Here is a 15,706-nt window from a genome sequence, read left to right as displayed (position 1 = left end):
GGAATATGCGAGGTGAAAAAATGATCATAACCAAAGTTAGTGCACAAAAGCGCCCAGGTCGCTATAATATTTTCCTAGATGGTAAATATGCTTTTTCTGCTGGTGAAAAAACAGTCGCTGAGTTTGTTCTTTTAAAAGGAAAAGAACTTGATGATGAGCAAGTTGAAAAAATCAGACAATTTGATGCTGCTGCTAAAGCTAGTGATCTAGCAGCACATTTTTTGAGTTACGAACCTCGAACTATTTTTGAAGTCTTGCAGTATTTAAAAAAGCATGAAATTTCTGATGAAGCTGCTAATAGTGCCGTTAATCAGTTAAATGAGTTAGGTTATTTAGATGATCGTCAGTATGCTAAATTATTTATTAAAAATGATTTACGTGTCGGATCAGATGGACCGAAAAGTTTGCTACGTAAATTAACGCAAAAAGGTGTTGATCCAGAAATCAGTCAGACAGAATTAGACGAAGTGATGGATGAAGACTGGATTGAAGTCGGTCAAAGAGTAATCAAATCGATGATTCATCAAGCAGGTAAACTGGCTCAGCGAGAATTAAAGCGTAAGATGAAAACTAAGTTATTAATGCATGGTTTTGACGGTGGAATTAGCAGTGAAATAATTGCATCTTTAGATCTTGAAGATGATGAAGATTTGCAAATGCAAGCTTTAAAAAAGCAGGGCATCAAAGCCTATAAACGTTTTCGTCGCTATGATGAAAGTGAATGCAAGTTTCGGATGAAGAAATATCTCTTCAGCCATGGTTTTTCAACTAGTGAAATTGATGCATTTTTAAATGGTGAAGTAATTAATTTTGATGATTTAGCAGAATATTAAGGAGAAAAAATGAAAAAGAATATTGATAAGAAGTTATTTGTTGGCCGTCCTTTCCCAGATAGTTTGATGAATGCCCAAAAGAGTTTTATGGAATCTAATCAACAAATGGAAAATGATGAAGTATTTCAAAAGTTTTTAGCAGATAATAATCTAGAAAATAAGCGTTCAGCCTTAATTGTTTCAGGCCCAGATAGCTTTATGTACTGGTATGGCGTAGTAACTGATGTGGAAGCTGATAAGGTGCCAACAGGTTTAATGAAGTTTGAATTACCTAAGGCTGAAATAGATGAAGAAGTAGAAGAAAATCAAAATTTAGTTTACTTTAACTTGCCATTAAATAGCACTGTACCTAATTTTGTAAAAAAGGTAGTAGCCAATGGAGTTAAGGTTTATGAGAACTTAGGTGATAGCGATACTCCATATATTGTCTGGGATCTAGATTTAGATACAAAAAAACTGACCCAAGCATTTTACGTAAAGGTCAGTGAATAATTAATGTTGTTGTGGATCGATTGATAGATTATCGTATTCAACATAAGCGCCAAGACAAGTTGATACGAACATGATTAATAAGACGAAACCGATGGAACTACCTACAATTTGATCTAGTGTTAACACGGCACGTACTAAATAAGTTGCGGCAAAGCATAAAATAAAATCTAAGACGATATTTGCAAATAATAAGAAATAGCGTCGTCTAATACTGAAAAAGCGCAAAAGCTGCTTTAACAAACCGTCATTAGTTTGCATAGCTAATAGATCAACTGGTCGTTGAATCGTAGCTTTAACTGCAAACATAATGATAGAACCGACTAAAGCACCAATAATTGTGCGGTAAATTTCTGCCGAATGGAGAACTAGTGCATTATAGCCGATACCGATAATTAGTAAGCTACAGATATATGGAACAAGTAATAAAAAAGTAAAAACCAATAAAACGTGGCTTTTTTTCATAAGGATTTCCTCCTTTTAGTCTTATTTGCTATTTTAACATACTGTTAATTGCTCTATGCTATAATAACTTTATTTAGATAACTTTTTTAAGAAAGAGAGTAAAAAAATGAGTAGTGATCCTGGAGCGGAGAATCTTTTTGTTCGCCTTAAAAATAGATTGTCAGGTGAGACAGAAGAAGGAACTAAAGATCATTTAGAAAAAGAAATTATCAATTTACATGATAATCATAAAATTAATGATACTGAGTTCTCAATGCTTGAAAGAATTCTGGACTTTCAGGGGAAAATGGCTCGCGAAGTAATGGTACCAAGAACAGACGCGTTTATGGTAGATGCGGATGTGAGTTTTCAAGATAATCTTGATGAAATATTGCGTAAGCCGTATTCGCGTATTCCAGTATATAAACGAGATAAGGATAAAATCGTCGGCATAATTCATATCAGAACGGTATTGCGTAAGGCTAAGATTAAGGGGTTTGAAAATCTTGATTATCAAGATGTAATGACTGAACCTTTATTTGCACCAGAAACAGCAGAATTAGGGGATCTGTTGATGGAAATGCAGCAAACGCAGCGTCAACTAGCTATTTTAACAGATGAGTATGGTGGCGTAACTGGCTTGGCTACTATTGAAGACCTTGTCGAAGAGATCGTAGGGGATATCGACGACGAGGTTGATCATACAGAGATTTTGTATAATCAAATTGCGCCCAATAAGTATATTATCTATGGAAAAATGCCGTTAGATGATTTTAATGAGCAATTTGGTACGCATCTTGAAATGGAAGATGTAGATACGGTAGCAGGTTATGTCATTAATACCTTGAAGATGATCCCAGCTAAAGGGGAAAAGTTAACCGTTGACATTGGTGACGGGATGACTTTGACTACTAGAAGAATGAAAGGGTCACGTTTACTTACGGTTTTGTTGACAAAGGATAAACAAGAAATAAAAAAGGAAGAAGATAAAAAAGAGTAATGGATAAAGAGTTAGCAGAGAAAGTAAAGAAAAGAAGAACATTTGCAATTATTTCTCACCCAGATGCAGGTAAGACAACAATTACGGAACAAATGCTGTTATTTGGTGGGGTAATTAGAAAAGCTGGTACTGTTAAAGCCCGTAAAACTGGTAACTTTGCTACAAGTGACTGGATGGAAATTGAAAAAAAGCGTGGTATTTCAGTTACTAGTTCCGTTATGCAGTTTGAGTACAAGGGCAAGAGAATCAATATCTTGGATACACCAGGACACCAAGATTTCTCAGAAGATACCTATCGTACTTTAATGGCGGTGGATGCTGCTGTCATGGTAATTGACTCTGCAAAGGGTATCGAACCACAAACTAAGAAACTATTTAAAGTTGTTAAAAAACGTGGTATTCCGATTTTTACTTTTATGAACAAGTTAGACCGTGATGGTCGACCACCACTTGATTTGATTGCTGAACTTGAAGATTTGCTCGGCATTGAAGGTGTAGCAATGGACTGGCCGATTGGTTCTGGTCAAACTTTAAAAGGCTTGTATGATATTGCTAATAATCGCGTTGAATTGTACCGCAAAGATGGCGCAGACCGTTTCTTACCATTGAATGAAGATGGTACTTTGCCTGATAGCGAACCATTGAGTCAAGATCCTCAATTCCAAGATACTCTTGATGAAATTGAATTGGTTAAAGAAGCTGGTAATAAATTTGATCCTGAAAAAATTGCTTTGGGTGATCAAACTCCAGTCTTCTTCGGTTCAGCTTTAACCAATTTTGGTGTAGAAACATTCTTAAATAGTTTCGTTGATTTAGCACCGGCTCCTGAAAGTCATACTGTTAATGGGGATGAAGAACTTAGTCCAAAAGATCCGGAATTCTCAGGCTTTGTCTTTAAGATTCAGGCTAACATGAATCCTCACCACCGTGATCGAATCGCATTTGTCCGTGTTGGTAGTGGTGAATTTAAAAAAGGATTGGATGTTACTTTAGCAAGAACAGGTAAGCCAATCCGTTTGAATAATGCAACTGAATTTATGTCTAGTGAACGTGTGCAAGTTTCAGATGCCGTAGCTGGAGATATTGTTGGTTTGTACGATACTGGTAACTTCCAAATTGGAGACAGTATTTATTCAGGTAAACGTAAAATCGTTTATCCACCACTTCCAGAATTTACTCCAGAATTGTTTATGCGGGTAACTGCTAAGAATGTGATGAAGCAAAAGTCATTCCACAAGGGAATGAATCAGTTGGTTCAAGAAGGTGCTATTCAGCTTTACCGTAATTACCAAACCGATGAATATATTTTAGGTGCGGTTGGTCAATTGCAATTTGAAGTCTTCCAATTCAGAATGAAGAATGAATATAATTCAGAAGTTGAGATGAATAGTATTGGACATAGAGTTGCGCGTTGGATTGATCCAGAGCAACTTGATCCTCGTATGTCTAACAGCCGTAATCTTCTAGTAAAAGACCGTTATGGCAATCCATTGTTCTTGTTTGAGAATGAATTTGCAGAACGATTCTTCCACGACAAGTATCCGGATGTTAAATTAACGGAAAAGCTCTAATAAAAAATAAGCGTCTAGGAAATAAATCCTCTAGACGCTTATTTTTGTGATTAAATTTATTTAATTTACTTGTCGACGTGAATTTCAATGACGTGACGGCTCTTGTCAACGGTTAAAGTATATGAAGAATCGTAATCTTTGATTAATCGTTTGATGACAAATTCAATTTCATCTTCACGGACACGGCGATCATGGTTTTCAAGTGCAATGCCGATTGCATTTTTGCTTTCGGTATAAATTACTGAAGTATTTCCTAATGAATATACTTTAACGTAATTAGCATCGGTAGTATTGAGCTGACTGTGAACCAAGTTAGAATAGTTGTTAGTTACATCGATTAAATGCATGAATTTCACCTGTTTCTTTTAGTTTTTATAACTTAAATTTAGTATACATCAAATTAAGCAGCATCTTTTTATTTTTATTAAATTAAATAAAAAGATGCTGCTGATTATTAATCGCAGAATCTTTTTTGAATTATTAATTGGCGTAATTACTCAGCTGTGTTTTCATCGCTAATAACGATCTTATTATCGACAACATCTGCCTTAAGATTCTTGCTATCAGTGTGATCAAGCTTGAAGTCTGCAACGTTATCTTCGATTTCTTCTTGAATTGTTCGACGAAGTGGACGAGCACCTAAAGCAGGGTTGAATCCATCTTCAACTAATTTATCTTTAGCTGCGTCGGTAACATCAATGTACAAACCTTGATCCTTAACCATGTTGTTGGTGTTAGCAAGCATCAAGTCAACAATCTTAAGTAAGTCAGGTTTAGTCAATTCGTTGAATTCAATGACGTCATCAAGACGGTTAAGGAATTCAGGCTTGAAGAATTGACTCATGTTGTTTCTAGCTGATTCATTACTTTCGTCTTCATTTTCAGCAGCGAAACCAACGCTAGCATTCTTGATGCCTTGACCTGCGTTAGAAGTCATGATGATGATTGTATCTTTGAATGAAACAGTTCTACCTTGTGAATCAGTCAAACGACCATCATCTAAGATTTGCAAGAAGAGGTTCAAAACGTCTGGGTGAGCTTTTTCAATTTCGTCAAGCAAAATCAAGCTGTATGGGTTGTGACGAACTTGTTCAGTCAATTGACCAGCTTCTTCGTAGCCAACATAACCAGGAGCTGAACCAATCAACTTAGATACAGAATATTGTTCCATGTATTCAGACATATCGAAACGAATCATGGCATCTTCTGAACCGAACATTTGCTTAGCAAGTTGTTTGGCAAGCTCAGTCTTACCAACACCAGTAGGTCCTACGAATAAGAAGGAACCAATTGGACGACCTGATTTGTTAAAGCCGATTCTATTACGACGAATTGCACGAGCCACTTTTTCAACTGCCTTATCTTGACCAATGATATGAGCCTTTAAGTCACTGGCTAAGTTTTGCAATTGATTTTCTTCTTGCTTTTGAATATCGCCGACAGGGATGCCAGTCTTTTCTTCAACAATCTTATTCATAATCTTGTTGGTGATAACTGGAGACTTGTCTGGATCTACCTTTTGATCTTTAACTTTTTCGTATTTTTCAATTTGGTCGCGGTAGTAGGCTGCCTTTTCGTAATCTTCATTCTTTAAGGCTTCTTCTTTTAGTTGCTCAGCTGCATTGATTCTTTCTTGCATTTTATCCTTATCAATATAAGGAATAGTTAAGTTCATTCTTGAACCAGCTTCATCTAACAAGTCAATGGCTTTGTCAGGTAAAAATCTGTCTTGAATGTAACGAGCTGATAATTTAGCAGCTGCTTCAATTGCATCATCTGTATAATGAACGTGGTGGTAATCTTCGTAGCGTTGTTGAATACCTTTCAGAATCCTAATAGTTTCATCAATAGAAGGTTCTTTTACTTCAACGGGTTGGAATCTACGTGCTAAAGCAGAATCTTTTTCAATGTCGCGGTATTCCTTGATAGTAGTAGCACCAACTAATTGGAGTTCACCACGAGCTAAGGCTGGTTTGATGATGTTACCAGCATCCATACCGCCTTCAGCGTTACCTGCACCAACAATTTCGTGAATTTCATCAATGAATAAAATGATGTCATCACTTTGTTGTAATTCTTTGATTAATTGCTCCATCCGTTGTTCAAATTGACCACGAATTCCAGTACCTTGAACAAGTGAAACTACATTTAATGATATGATTCTTTTATTTTGTAATTTAGCTGGGACAGAACCATCAACGATTTCTTGTGCTAATCCTTCAACTACGGCTGTTTTACCAACACCTGCTTCACCGATTAAAACAGGGTTGTTTTTAGTTCTTCTATTTAAAATCTCAATTACACGAGCGATTTCTTTATCACGGCCGATAACTGGATCGATTTTTCCTTTTTTAGCAAGAGCAGTTAAATCAGTACCGTATTGGTCAAGGAGACTTTTACCACCTTGATTGCCGTTACCATTTCCTCCGCCCATTTGCATTCTTGGATTATTTCCGTTCATATTATTTGCGGCATTGTTGTTATTTCCGTTTAAAGCGTTGAATAAATCATCAAAGTCGCCAAAAAATTCATTGTTATTATTCATATTTTCTAGATTTCCTTGTTGATTTCTTAATTCTTGATAGCATTGTTGACATAAATCAATTTCTCGGCTTTGGCCATTTACCTTAGTAAAGAGGTGAATGGAGGCTGGCCGTTTATGACAATTTTGACAAAGCAAAATGCATGACCGCCTTTCATTTAAGTTGTAACAAAATTATATTATTAGCACTCTTAGTAGTCAAGTGCTAAGCTCTACATTTCTTACTTAATGTAAGAAACACATAAAATAATAATATTTTTGAAAAATTACCATAAATAGTAGAATAAATAATGAAAAAATTATAAAATTTAAAAAGTGTGGTGATATTTTTGGATTATCAAAAGATTTTAGATCAATTGGTGTCTGGAGAGCTTAAAGAATATAAGGTAGAGCCTGAAGATGCCTTTGATTTACAGAAAACTATTAGAAATTATGGCAAAAGACAATATATTACCGGCAGAGCTGAAAGAGGCGGTGCTATTGTATATACCGCTACGAACACTGACGATTGAATAATGTAAACTGTTACATTATTGTTGTCTAAACTGTAAAAACATGATAATCTAATACCTGAATGGGTATTTATTACCAGTTTAATTTTTTCAATTTAAAGGAGATATTTATAATGGAAAAACGCGATTTTCATATTATTGCAGAAACAGGTATTCATGCACGTCCAGCTACTCTTTTAGTACAAGCTGCTTCAAAGTTCGGTTCAGATGTTAACTTGGAATACAACGGCAAGTCAGTAAACTTGAAGTCAATCATGGGTGTTATGTCACTTGGTGTTGGCCAAAATGCTGATGTTACTATCACTGCTGAAGGTGACGATGAAAAAGACGCATTGGACGCAATTGCCGACACTATGAAAAAAGAAGGTTTAGCTGAATAATGACCAAGACTTTAAAAGGAATTGCTGCTAGTGATGGTATTGCCATTGCTCCAGCATATCTTCTTGTGGAGCCTGATCTTTCATTTTCAAAGTCTTCAGTTGATGATGTTGAAGCTGAAGTAGCTCGTTACAAGGATGCTATTAAGACTTCAACTACTGAAGTTGAAAAGGTTCGTGATGTTGCCAAGAAGAGCTTGGGTGAAGAAGAATCTCAAGTTTTTGAAGCTCACTTAATGATTTTGAATGATCCAGAATTTACTGGTGCCATTGAGAATGAAATTAAGGATTCAAAGATCAATGCAGAAGCTGCATTAGATGAAACTGCACAAAAGTTCATCCAAATTTTTGAAAGTATGACTGATAATCCTTACATGCAAGAACGTGCTGCCGATGTACGCGATGTTTCTAAGCGTATTATGGCTCACTTACTTGGTAAGGAATTACCAAACCCAGCTTCAATTGACCATGAAGTAATCGTTGTTGCTCATGATTTGACTCCAAGTGATACTGCACAACTTAACAAGAAATACGTTAAGGGCTTTATTACTGATATTGGTGGTCGTACTGCTCACTCAGCAATCATGGCACGTTCACTTGAATTACCAGCCGTAGTTGGTACTGATTCAATTACTAAGGACGTTAAGAACGGCGACATGTTAATTGATGATGGTCTTGATGGTGTAGCTATTATTGATCCTAGTGATGATCAAGTAGCTGACTACAAGAAGAAGGGTGAAGCTTTCTTAAAGCAAAAGGCTGAATGGAAGAAATTGAAGGATGAACCTTCAGTAACTGTCGATGGTAAGCAATTTACTATTGCAGCCAACATCGGTACTCCTAATGATATGCCAGGTGTACATGAAAACGGTGCAGAAGCTGTTGGTTTGTACAGAACTGAATTCTTGTACATGGATTCATCAAACTTCCCAACTGAAGATGATCAATTCGAAGCTTACAAGAAAGTTATCGAAGGCATGAACGGCAAGCAAGTTATCATCAGAACAATGGATATTGGTGGTGACAAGCACCTAGATTACTGGGACTTGCCAGATGAAATGAACCCATTCTTAGGTGTACGTGCTATTCGTCTTTCACTTAAGAACGAAAAGATTTTCCGTACCCAATTAAGAGCTTTGCTTCGTGCATCAGCATACGGTAAGCTTGGTATTATGTTCCCAATGATTGGTACATTGGCTGAACTTCGTCAAGCTAAGGCTATCTTAAATGATGAAAAGCAAAAGCTTGTTGAAAAGGGCGTTAAGATCGGTGACGACTTGCAAGTTGGTATGATGATCGAAGTTCCTGCAGCTGCTGTTTTAGCAGATCAATTCGCTAAGGAAGTTGACTTCTTCTCAATTGGTACTAACGACTTGATCCAATACACTATGGCTGCTGACCGTGGTAACGATAACCTATCATACTTGTACCAACCATATAACCCATCAGTACTTCGTTTGATTAAGCACACTATTGATTCTGCTCATGAAAATGGTATCTGGTGTGGTATGTGTGGTGAAGCTGCCGGTGATAACACCATGTTCCCAATCTTACTTTCAATGGGACTTGATGAATACTCAATGAGTGCAACTTCAATCTTACGTATCAGAAGCTTAATGAAGAAGTTTGATACTAAGGATCTTAAGGAATTGGCTAACGAGGCATGCTTCGTTTCAGAAACTGCTGAAGAAAATGAAAAGTTAGTTAATGACTTAATGAAGAAGATCGACAAATAAATTCATATTTTGAATTGAGAAAAGAGACCGAAAGGTCTCTTTTTTCATATTTAAATATTTTAAACAAAACATACAATTTCTTCACAAATAATTCACGTTTTATCTTTAGAATATAAAGAGAAGTTAACATAAAAGATAAAATGAGTACTTACAAAAAAGAAGTTAGTATGTTATACTAATAGTAAGATTAAGAACGTATACAAATATTTGTTCTGAGGAGCGTGATTTTTATGGTAGATTTATATGTTTCGCCTAGTTGTACTTCATGTCGTAAGGCACGAGCTTGGCTTGAAAAGCATGATATTCCATTTAAGGAAAGAAACATTTTTTCGGAGCCTTTGACTAAAAAAGAGATATTAAAAATTCTACGTATGACTGAAAATGGTACTGAAGAAATCATTTCTACCCGCTCAAGAGCTTTTCAACAATTAAAAATAAATTTGGATGATTTATCAATTGATCAGTTACTTGATTTAGTAGAAAAGAATCCAAGCTTGTTAAGAAGACCAATTATTATGGATGATCGTCGACTTCAAGTAGGATATAATGAAGACGAAATTCGTCGTTTCTTACCACGTAAGGTTCGTCGATTAGAATTGGCTGAAGCCCAAAAAATTGCAGATTTATAATATGGAAGAGTGTTAGTAATGATGCTAACACTTTTATTTTAGATAAAAAATAGGCTACAATAGGTTATATAATTCGTGGAGGAGATATCCTGTGCAAGTAGATCATATCAATGAAAATACAATAAGAGTTAGAATTAATAAAAATGAATTAGCTCATCGTGGATTGAAGGTTTTAGATTTATTGGGGGATAAACAAAAAATACAGCAATTCTTCTACTCCATTCTTTCAGAGGTAGATACTGATCATACCTTTACTCAAGGAGTACCTGTAACTTTTCAGGTAATGCCTAACAATGGCGGTCTTGACTTGATGATTACCAAGATTAAGCCTGACGATGCTGATAATCTCCGTCAAATGATAGAGCCAATGAATAGTGAGACTAATCAAACACAGGCAGAGCCCGATTCAAGAAGAAGTTTCTTTGACCTTGATCCGAAAGATGATGTAAATACTGAACTTGATCCAATAAAAGAAGAAAAGCTTGAATCATCTAATCAGGAGAACGCAGTTAATATTCAATATTGGAAATTCCAAAATCATCATTCCTACAGCTTTGATGAGTTAGGAAATCTAGTTGAATTAGCGGATAGTTTGAAAGTAAGTGATCTGGCTTCAAGTTTGTATTATTTACGGGGTAAATACTACTTGAAGTTAGCATTTTTAGATGAAAATTATGCTGAACTTAAGCCAGCTGATGCTTGGGCTATTGCTAATGAATACGGAATCAAGATTGATGATAAAGAAATGAAGACGGTAAAGGAAACTGGAAAATGTTTGTTGAACCGTGATGCTCTTGATTATATTCGCTATTACTTTCTTCAAAAGCAATAATTAAGATTTTATAAAGAAAAAGAGACGTTAGAAAAAAACGTCTCTTTTTTACGTAATAAAACATGGGTGAAGAAATATGTATGCAGCCATGTTGAATAAAAAAATAGTATTAGCCGTTAGTGAAGCGAATATGGTTAATACCGGTCAAAAAAATTTAAATATAGATGATTATCGTTGTCCACACTGTCATAAAAAAGTAATTTTAATTATTTCAGAACAAAAGGCAGCCTTTTTTAAGCATTTAACTAGTTATAGCAATGCGATGGGAGAAAAAGAGGAACATCATCAATCTAAGATGCTGTTGAAAGCCGCGCTTACTGCGGCCGGATTCAACGCGCAAGTTGAGATACCGTTAGCTGATGGTCAGCTAAGAGCAGACGTTTTAGCTTCAGAAAAATTAGCCTTTGAAGTTCAATGTGCACCGCTAAGTGATACTGAATTTAGACATCGACATTTATTATATTCTGAAATAGGAGTAACCGATATTTGGATTGTGGGACAAAGGCATTATTTAAAGAAGAAACTAAAACATACTCAGTCGATCTTTTTTAGAAAGAATAAATTGTGGGGAAATTATTATCTGGAAATTAATCCTAAAAAGAATGTGTTTTGCTTAAAATATAATGTTTTACAGGAACCGGTAACGAATAATCTTCATTACCAAGTAAAATATTTTGCTTTAGATGAATTAGATATGAAGATCTTTTGGCATTTTAAGCCTATAAAAAGAGACTATCCAATTAATATAAATAATCAAAAAAAATATTTAAGAAGACAGTTAGCACAGAAAACAAAGCTCGGATTAAAAATAGGCGAGTTACTTTATTGCAAGGGGCTAACTGTGGATAGTCTGCCAGATGAAGTGTTTAGTACTTGGCGTAATCCTGGTGAAGTAGATTCTGTCACTAAATTTTTGCAAAAATAAAACGCCTATTAAATAAGGCGTAAGTGGTTTTGTTGCGGCATAAAATTTGAAAAGCAATTTTGATAATCAGGTAGAAGCAAATTAACTAAATCCTCATGTGCAACGGGACCTTCTAGAAGGACACCATTTTGTTCATTATCCTCATTGAACAAAACAATTGTTGGTGTAGCTTTAATGTTCCATTGATTAGCTAATTTTTGATCTTCCTCGATTGAACTCCGTACATAACTGCTTTTCTTGATTGCATTAATTGTATTAGCTTTAATGTTAAGCTTAGTAGCAATTTTTTCTAACAATTTAGGATTGTAAGCTGAAGCATCATGACTTAAATTCTTTTGCAGTTCATATAAAAATTCACGTGCTTTTTTATTACCATATTTAAGTTTAATAGCATGGTAATTTTCTAGCGCATCATAAGTTGCTTTAGAAAAAGTACTGATGTCTGGCAGCTTTTGTGCATCCTTACGACGCCTAATAGCGTCATCATTTACTAAACAAACATTAGCAATAGGAATATAGTGATAACAAACGTCAATTCCAAGTTCATCAACGGTGTTGCGAATTTGTTTTTCCGTATCATAACAGTAAATTCCTATTGGATTAATGAATAGAAAAATCTCGAACATACTCTCGACCCCTTTGGTGATTTACTATTGATACTTTAGCAAGAAACAAAAAAAGTGACAAAAAATATGCCTTATTTTGTATATGTTATTTTTTGTGAATACTTGCTCGAGCAATTTTACTTTGGTTAGTATTGCTAGAATTCTGCTTAAAATTGTAATCGCTTTCCAGCTTAGCTAGGACATTAGTTATTAAAACTGGATCATCATTCTCGATTTCTAATTCAAAGTCTTCATAGCCATCTGGATAAGAAGTTGCATCTAATGTTAATTCACAATCTTGTGGTCCATTCATTAAGATACGTCTAGTTTTGCTCCAGGTGAAAAGTGAAAGAGCGTCTTGTTCCTTAGCAAAATGTGCACTGAGGTATTGACCAATATTACCGTGAAAGGTAAAGTGCCTTTTTGCTACCAATTCTTTAGCTTGCGCATGAGTTAAATTATCGTTAATTTCAATAACTTCATGATAATTTTTTTGAACTGGATTAGGATCAGGCACTTTCATTGTTTGTTCGGCATGATCGCTATAAATTCTGATTCGCAAACTAATATGGTGCTTTTTTAATAATTTATCAGGTGTATCAAAATAATAATTCTCTTGTACAAAATCACTTTTTACAGGAAAATCACTGACTATTTTTTGATAAGTTTCTTTATGTAAAAGTGTTTTAGCTTCGATTTCTCGATTTTTGCTCATAAGTTTAAAACCTCCGAATCCATAAATTATTATAATAGTTAGGAAAAAATATTTAAATCAGTTCAGATTATAATCTTTAACATGGTAAAATGTGTTTGTTTACTAAGAAAGGATGTTTTCTCATGGAAGTAGATTGGGATAACTTCTTGTGGCCTTATAATGAAGCTGTACGCGAGTTAAAGGTTAAATTTCGTTCCCTTAGACAAGGCTTTTTAACTAGGGGAGAACATTCACCAATTGAATTTGTAATTGGTAGGGTGAAGACAGTAGATTCTATTAAAGAAAAAATGACGAGACGGGTAATTAGCCCAGATGTCATTGAAACTGATATGCAAGATATTGCCGGTATACGTATTGTGACACAATTTGTGGACGATATTTATAAGGTGGTAGACTTAATTCATTCACGTGATGATATGGAAGTAGTAGAAGAGCGTGATTATATTCAAAATGCTAAACCTTCAGGCTATCGTTCATATCATATGGTAATTAACTATACAGTTTACTTGCCAGAAGGACCTAAAAAGTTAATTGCGGAAATTCAGATTAGAACTTTAGCAATGAATTTTTGGGCTACTGTTGAACATACTTTAAATTATAAATACCAAGGTGCTTATCCAGAGGATATTTCAAAACGACTTAAGTCAACCGCAGAAGCTGCGTATAAGCTAGATGAAGAAATGTCTTCTATTAAGGATGAGGTCCAAGAAGCTCAAAAGATTTTTACCAAAAATAAAGGCAAGGAAAAGTCATGAAAGTAACAATAGCGCATAATAACTATGATAAGACTTTAGAGACAGTGGCCTATCTTAAGAAGCTATTGCAAAAGAAGAATGTCATTTTTGACGCTAAATATCCAGATGTAGTAATTACAGTCGGCGGAGATGGTACTTTAATCAACGCTTTTCATCGTTATGAGAATCAGGTTGATTCAGTACGTTTTATAGGTGTGCACACAGGACACTTAGGTTTTTATACTGATTGGCGTAATTATGATATTGATAAAATGGTTGATGCGCTTTTATTAACCAAAGATCAACCGGCTAAGTACCCCTTGCTTGAAATTAAAATGTTAACTGAGTCGGGCGATACTCGTTATCATTTGGCTGTAAATGAATCAGCGGTTAAAAGAATATCACATACGCTTGAAGCAGATGTTTATATTGATGATGAAATATTTGAAAATTTTAGAGGCGATGGTTTATGTGTTTCTACGCCAACGGGCTCAACCGCTTATAGCAAATCGCTGGGCGGGGCTGTAATTCATCCGCGATTAAAAGCTTTGCAAATGACAGAGATCGCTTCAATCAATAATCGTGTATTTAGAACATTATCTGCGCCAATTGTAATCGCACCCGATCAATGGATTACGATTGTGCCTAACGCTGATCATTTTGTAATGACTGTGGATGGGGCAAGAATCGATGTTAAAAATGCCAAAAAAATAGAATATCGTATTTCTAAGCACTCAATTCAGTTTGATCAGTTTGGTCATCACCATTTTTGGGCGCGTGTACAAAATGCGTTTATTAAGGATAACGAGGGTAATGACAAGTTTATTTAAATTAATTGTACAAGAAAAAGATCCCAAAAAATTGGGCTCTTTTTTGTTAAAGAATGGTTTCTCGCATCAGGCTTTGATTAAGGCAAGACATCATCACGGAATGATTTTGGTAAATCATAAGCGAAGATATTTAAGTTTTCATTTACGGACTGGGGATGAAGTTATTTTTGTTAGTGGTGAAGAAAAGAAAAATCAATTTTTGAAGCCATCTAATAATCCGGTAGATCCAGTTTTAGAGACTAAAAATTATATTGTGCTAAATAAACCAGCTGGGGTTTTATCAATCCCGTCTAGATATGAAGATAACGATGCTATTGTAAATAGATTAATGGGCTATTTTTCGAGTCAAAATGAAAAGGATTTAAAGCCTCATGTGATTACTCGTTTGGACCGAGATACTTCTGGTTTAGTATTAGTTGGAAAGAATGCTGTTGCGCATGCTCGTTTTAGCAAAATTGGTAAAGAGCAGTTTATTAAAAAGTATCACGCTATTGTTCATGGGAATTTTGCGAAAGATGAGTTAGCTGGATTAATTGATGAACCGATCGGTAAAGAAGGCGACGGTGTAAAAAGAGCCGTAGTAGCAAGCGGAAAAAAAGCACAGACGTGTTATCGTGTGCTTAGCCAAGTTAAAGGGGCTAGTCTAGTAGAATTACGCCTGTTAACAGGTAGAACGCATCAGATAAGGGTTCATATGGCTTATTTAGGCCATCCACTTTTTGGTGATCCCTTATATGGCATTGATGACGATTTTTCCCGGCAAGCATTAAATTGTTTTTATTTAGCTTTCCCTGATCCATTTGATAATGAAAAAAAGCGAGTAATTGAAATCAAAGATCCACAAGACATGTCGAAGTTATGGCAAAAATTAGTTAATCGCCGATTGTAAAATCAAGTTGAACACTTTATAAAAATAAAAGTCCATCTGGACC

General features: G+C 35.2%; 18 protein-coding genes. 13 read left to right on the top strand and 5 right to left on the bottom strand.

Annotation, left to right across the window (positions count from 1 at the left end; all coding sequences use genetic code 11):
• The first annotated feature begins 20 nt into the window (after window positions 1–20).
• Entirely contained in the window at window positions 21–833 is an 813-nt protein-coding gene (gene recX, locus CP355_RS01735) for a recombination regulator RecX (protein ID WP_087175617.1), read from the top strand.
• Between the two features lie 9 nt (window positions 834–842).
• The gene (locus CP355_RS01730) at window positions 843–1,325 is read left to right on the top strand and encodes a hypothetical protein (protein WP_087175618.1); all 483 of its coding nucleotides are present in this window, start codon (window positions 843–845) and stop codon (window positions 1,323–1,325) included.
• Here the strand turns inward: CP355_RS01730 and CP355_RS01725 are convergent, their stop codons facing one another.
• A complete protein-coding gene (locus CP355_RS01725) occupies window positions 1,326–1,787 on the bottom strand; it encodes a hypothetical protein (protein ID WP_087175619.1) in 462 nt (153 codons plus the stop codon). It abuts the gene before it with no gap.
• 106 nt (window positions 1,788–1,893) lie between these two features.
• On the opposite strand from CP355_RS01725, the gene CP355_RS01720 reads away from it, so the two are divergent.
• A complete protein-coding gene (locus tag CP355_RS01720) occupies window positions 1,894–2,766 on the top strand; it encodes a hemolysin family protein (RefSeq protein ID WP_098043760.1) in 873 nt (290 codons plus the stop codon).
• Window positions 2,766–4,337: a peptide chain release factor 3 gene (locus CP355_RS01715; RefSeq protein WP_098043759.1), complete on the top strand. Its 1,572-nt coding sequence runs from the start codon at window positions 2,766–2,768 to the stop codon at window positions 4,335–4,337. The genes CP355_RS01720 and CP355_RS01715 overlap by 1 nt, the downstream gene beginning before the upstream one ends.
• Before the next feature lie 65 nt (window positions 4,338–4,402).
• Here CP355_RS01715 and CP355_RS01710 read toward each other — a convergent pair whose 3' ends face one another.
• Together CP355_RS01710 and CP355_RS01705 are read right to left on the bottom strand one after the other, a co-directional pair.
• Window positions 4,403–4,684, bottom strand: coding sequence for a DUF1827 family protein (locus tag CP355_RS01710; RefSeq protein ID WP_014563970.1), 282 nt, complete (start codon window positions 4,682–4,684; stop codon window positions 4,403–4,405).
• 146 nt (window positions 4,685–4,830) lie between these two features.
• Window positions 4,831–7,017 (bottom strand): ATP-dependent Clp protease ATP-binding subunit, encoded by a 2,187-nt coding sequence (locus CP355_RS01705; RefSeq protein WP_087175622.1) that lies wholly within the window; start codon window positions 7,015–7,017, stop codon window positions 4,831–4,833.
• Window positions 7,018–7,208: 191 nt separating this feature from the next.
• On the opposite strand from CP355_RS01705, the gene CP355_RS01700 reads away from it, so the two are divergent.
• The 6 genes from CP355_RS01700 to CP355_RS01675 all read left to right on the top strand — a co-directional run bounded on the left by CP355_RS01700 (window position 7,209) and on the right by CP355_RS01675 (window position 11,890).
• Entirely contained in the window at window positions 7,209–7,391 is a 183-nt protein-coding gene (locus tag CP355_RS01700; protein WP_014919161.1) for a hypothetical protein, read from the top strand.
• Between the two features lie 113 nt (window positions 7,392–7,504).
• Entirely contained in the window at window positions 7,505–7,771 is a 267-nt protein-coding gene (locus CP355_RS01695; RefSeq protein WP_005718606.1) for a phosphocarrier protein HPr, read from the top strand.
• Complete coding sequence (gene ptsP / locus CP355_RS01690) at window positions 7,771–9,504, top strand: phosphoenolpyruvate--protein phosphotransferase (RefSeq protein WP_098043758.1); 1,734 nt, start codon at window positions 7,771–7,773, stop codon at window positions 9,502–9,504. Before CP355_RS01695 ends, ptsP begins: the two co-directional genes overlap by 1 nt.
• A 230-nt stretch (window positions 9,505–9,734) precedes the next feature.
• Window positions 9,735–10,133: a transcriptional regulator Spx gene (gene spx / locus CP355_RS01685; protein WP_012211591.1), complete on the top strand. Its 399-nt coding sequence runs from the start codon at window positions 9,735–9,737 to the stop codon at window positions 10,131–10,133.
• A 91-nt stretch (window positions 10,134–10,224) separates the two neighbouring features.
• On the top strand, window positions 10,225–10,965 hold the full coding sequence (locus CP355_RS01680; protein WP_098043757.1) for an adaptor protein MecA: 741 nt from the start codon (window positions 10,225–10,227) through the stop codon (window positions 10,963–10,965).
• Between the two features lie 76 nt (window positions 10,966–11,041).
• Entirely contained in the window at window positions 11,042–11,890 is an 849-nt protein-coding gene (locus CP355_RS01675; RefSeq protein ID WP_098043756.1) for a competence protein CoiA, read from the top strand.
• An 8-nt stretch (window positions 11,891–11,898) separates the two neighbouring features.
• Here CP355_RS01675 and CP355_RS01670 read toward each other — a convergent pair whose 3' ends face one another.
• Together CP355_RS01670 and CP355_RS01665 are read right to left on the bottom strand one after the other, a co-directional pair.
• Window positions 11,899–12,516: a DsbA family protein gene (locus tag CP355_RS01670; protein ID WP_087175626.1), complete on the bottom strand. Its 618-nt coding sequence runs from the start codon at window positions 12,514–12,516 to the stop codon at window positions 11,899–11,901.
• Window positions 12,517–12,601: 85 nt separating this feature from the next.
• Window positions 12,602–13,210, bottom strand: coding sequence for a CYTH domain-containing protein (locus CP355_RS01665; RefSeq protein WP_098043755.1), 609 nt, complete (start codon window positions 13,208–13,210; stop codon window positions 12,602–12,604).
• A gap of 122 nt (window positions 13,211–13,332) precedes the next feature.
• On the opposite strand from CP355_RS01665, the gene CP355_RS01660 reads away from it, so the two are divergent.
• The 3 genes from CP355_RS01660 to CP355_RS01650 are packed head-to-tail and all read left to right on the top strand — an operon-like array spanning window position 13,333 to window position 15,663.
• Window positions 13,333–13,965, top strand: a complete 633-nt coding sequence (locus CP355_RS01660; protein ID WP_056945575.1) for a GTP pyrophosphokinase family protein — start codon at window positions 13,333–13,335, stop codon at window positions 13,963–13,965.
• A complete protein-coding gene (locus tag CP355_RS01655; protein ID WP_025005485.1) occupies window positions 13,962–14,774 on the top strand; it encodes an NAD kinase in 813 nt (270 codons plus the stop codon). Before CP355_RS01660 ends, CP355_RS01655 begins: the two co-directional genes overlap by 4 nt.
• Window positions 14,758–15,663, top strand: coding sequence for an RluA family pseudouridine synthase (locus tag CP355_RS01650; RefSeq protein WP_098043754.1), 906 nt, complete (start codon window positions 14,758–14,760; stop codon window positions 15,661–15,663). Before CP355_RS01655 ends, CP355_RS01650 begins: the two co-directional genes overlap by 17 nt.
• Window positions 15,664–15,706 lie beyond the last annotated feature (43 nt).

Source organism: Lactobacillus sp. UMNPBX4, assembly GCF_002554115.1.
Lineage (GTDB): Bacteria > Bacillota > Bacilli > Lactobacillales > Lactobacillaceae > Lactobacillus > Lactobacillus gallinarum.
Note: the sequence above shows the minus strand (reverse complement) of the source record. Positions and strands in the feature narration are given on the sequence as shown.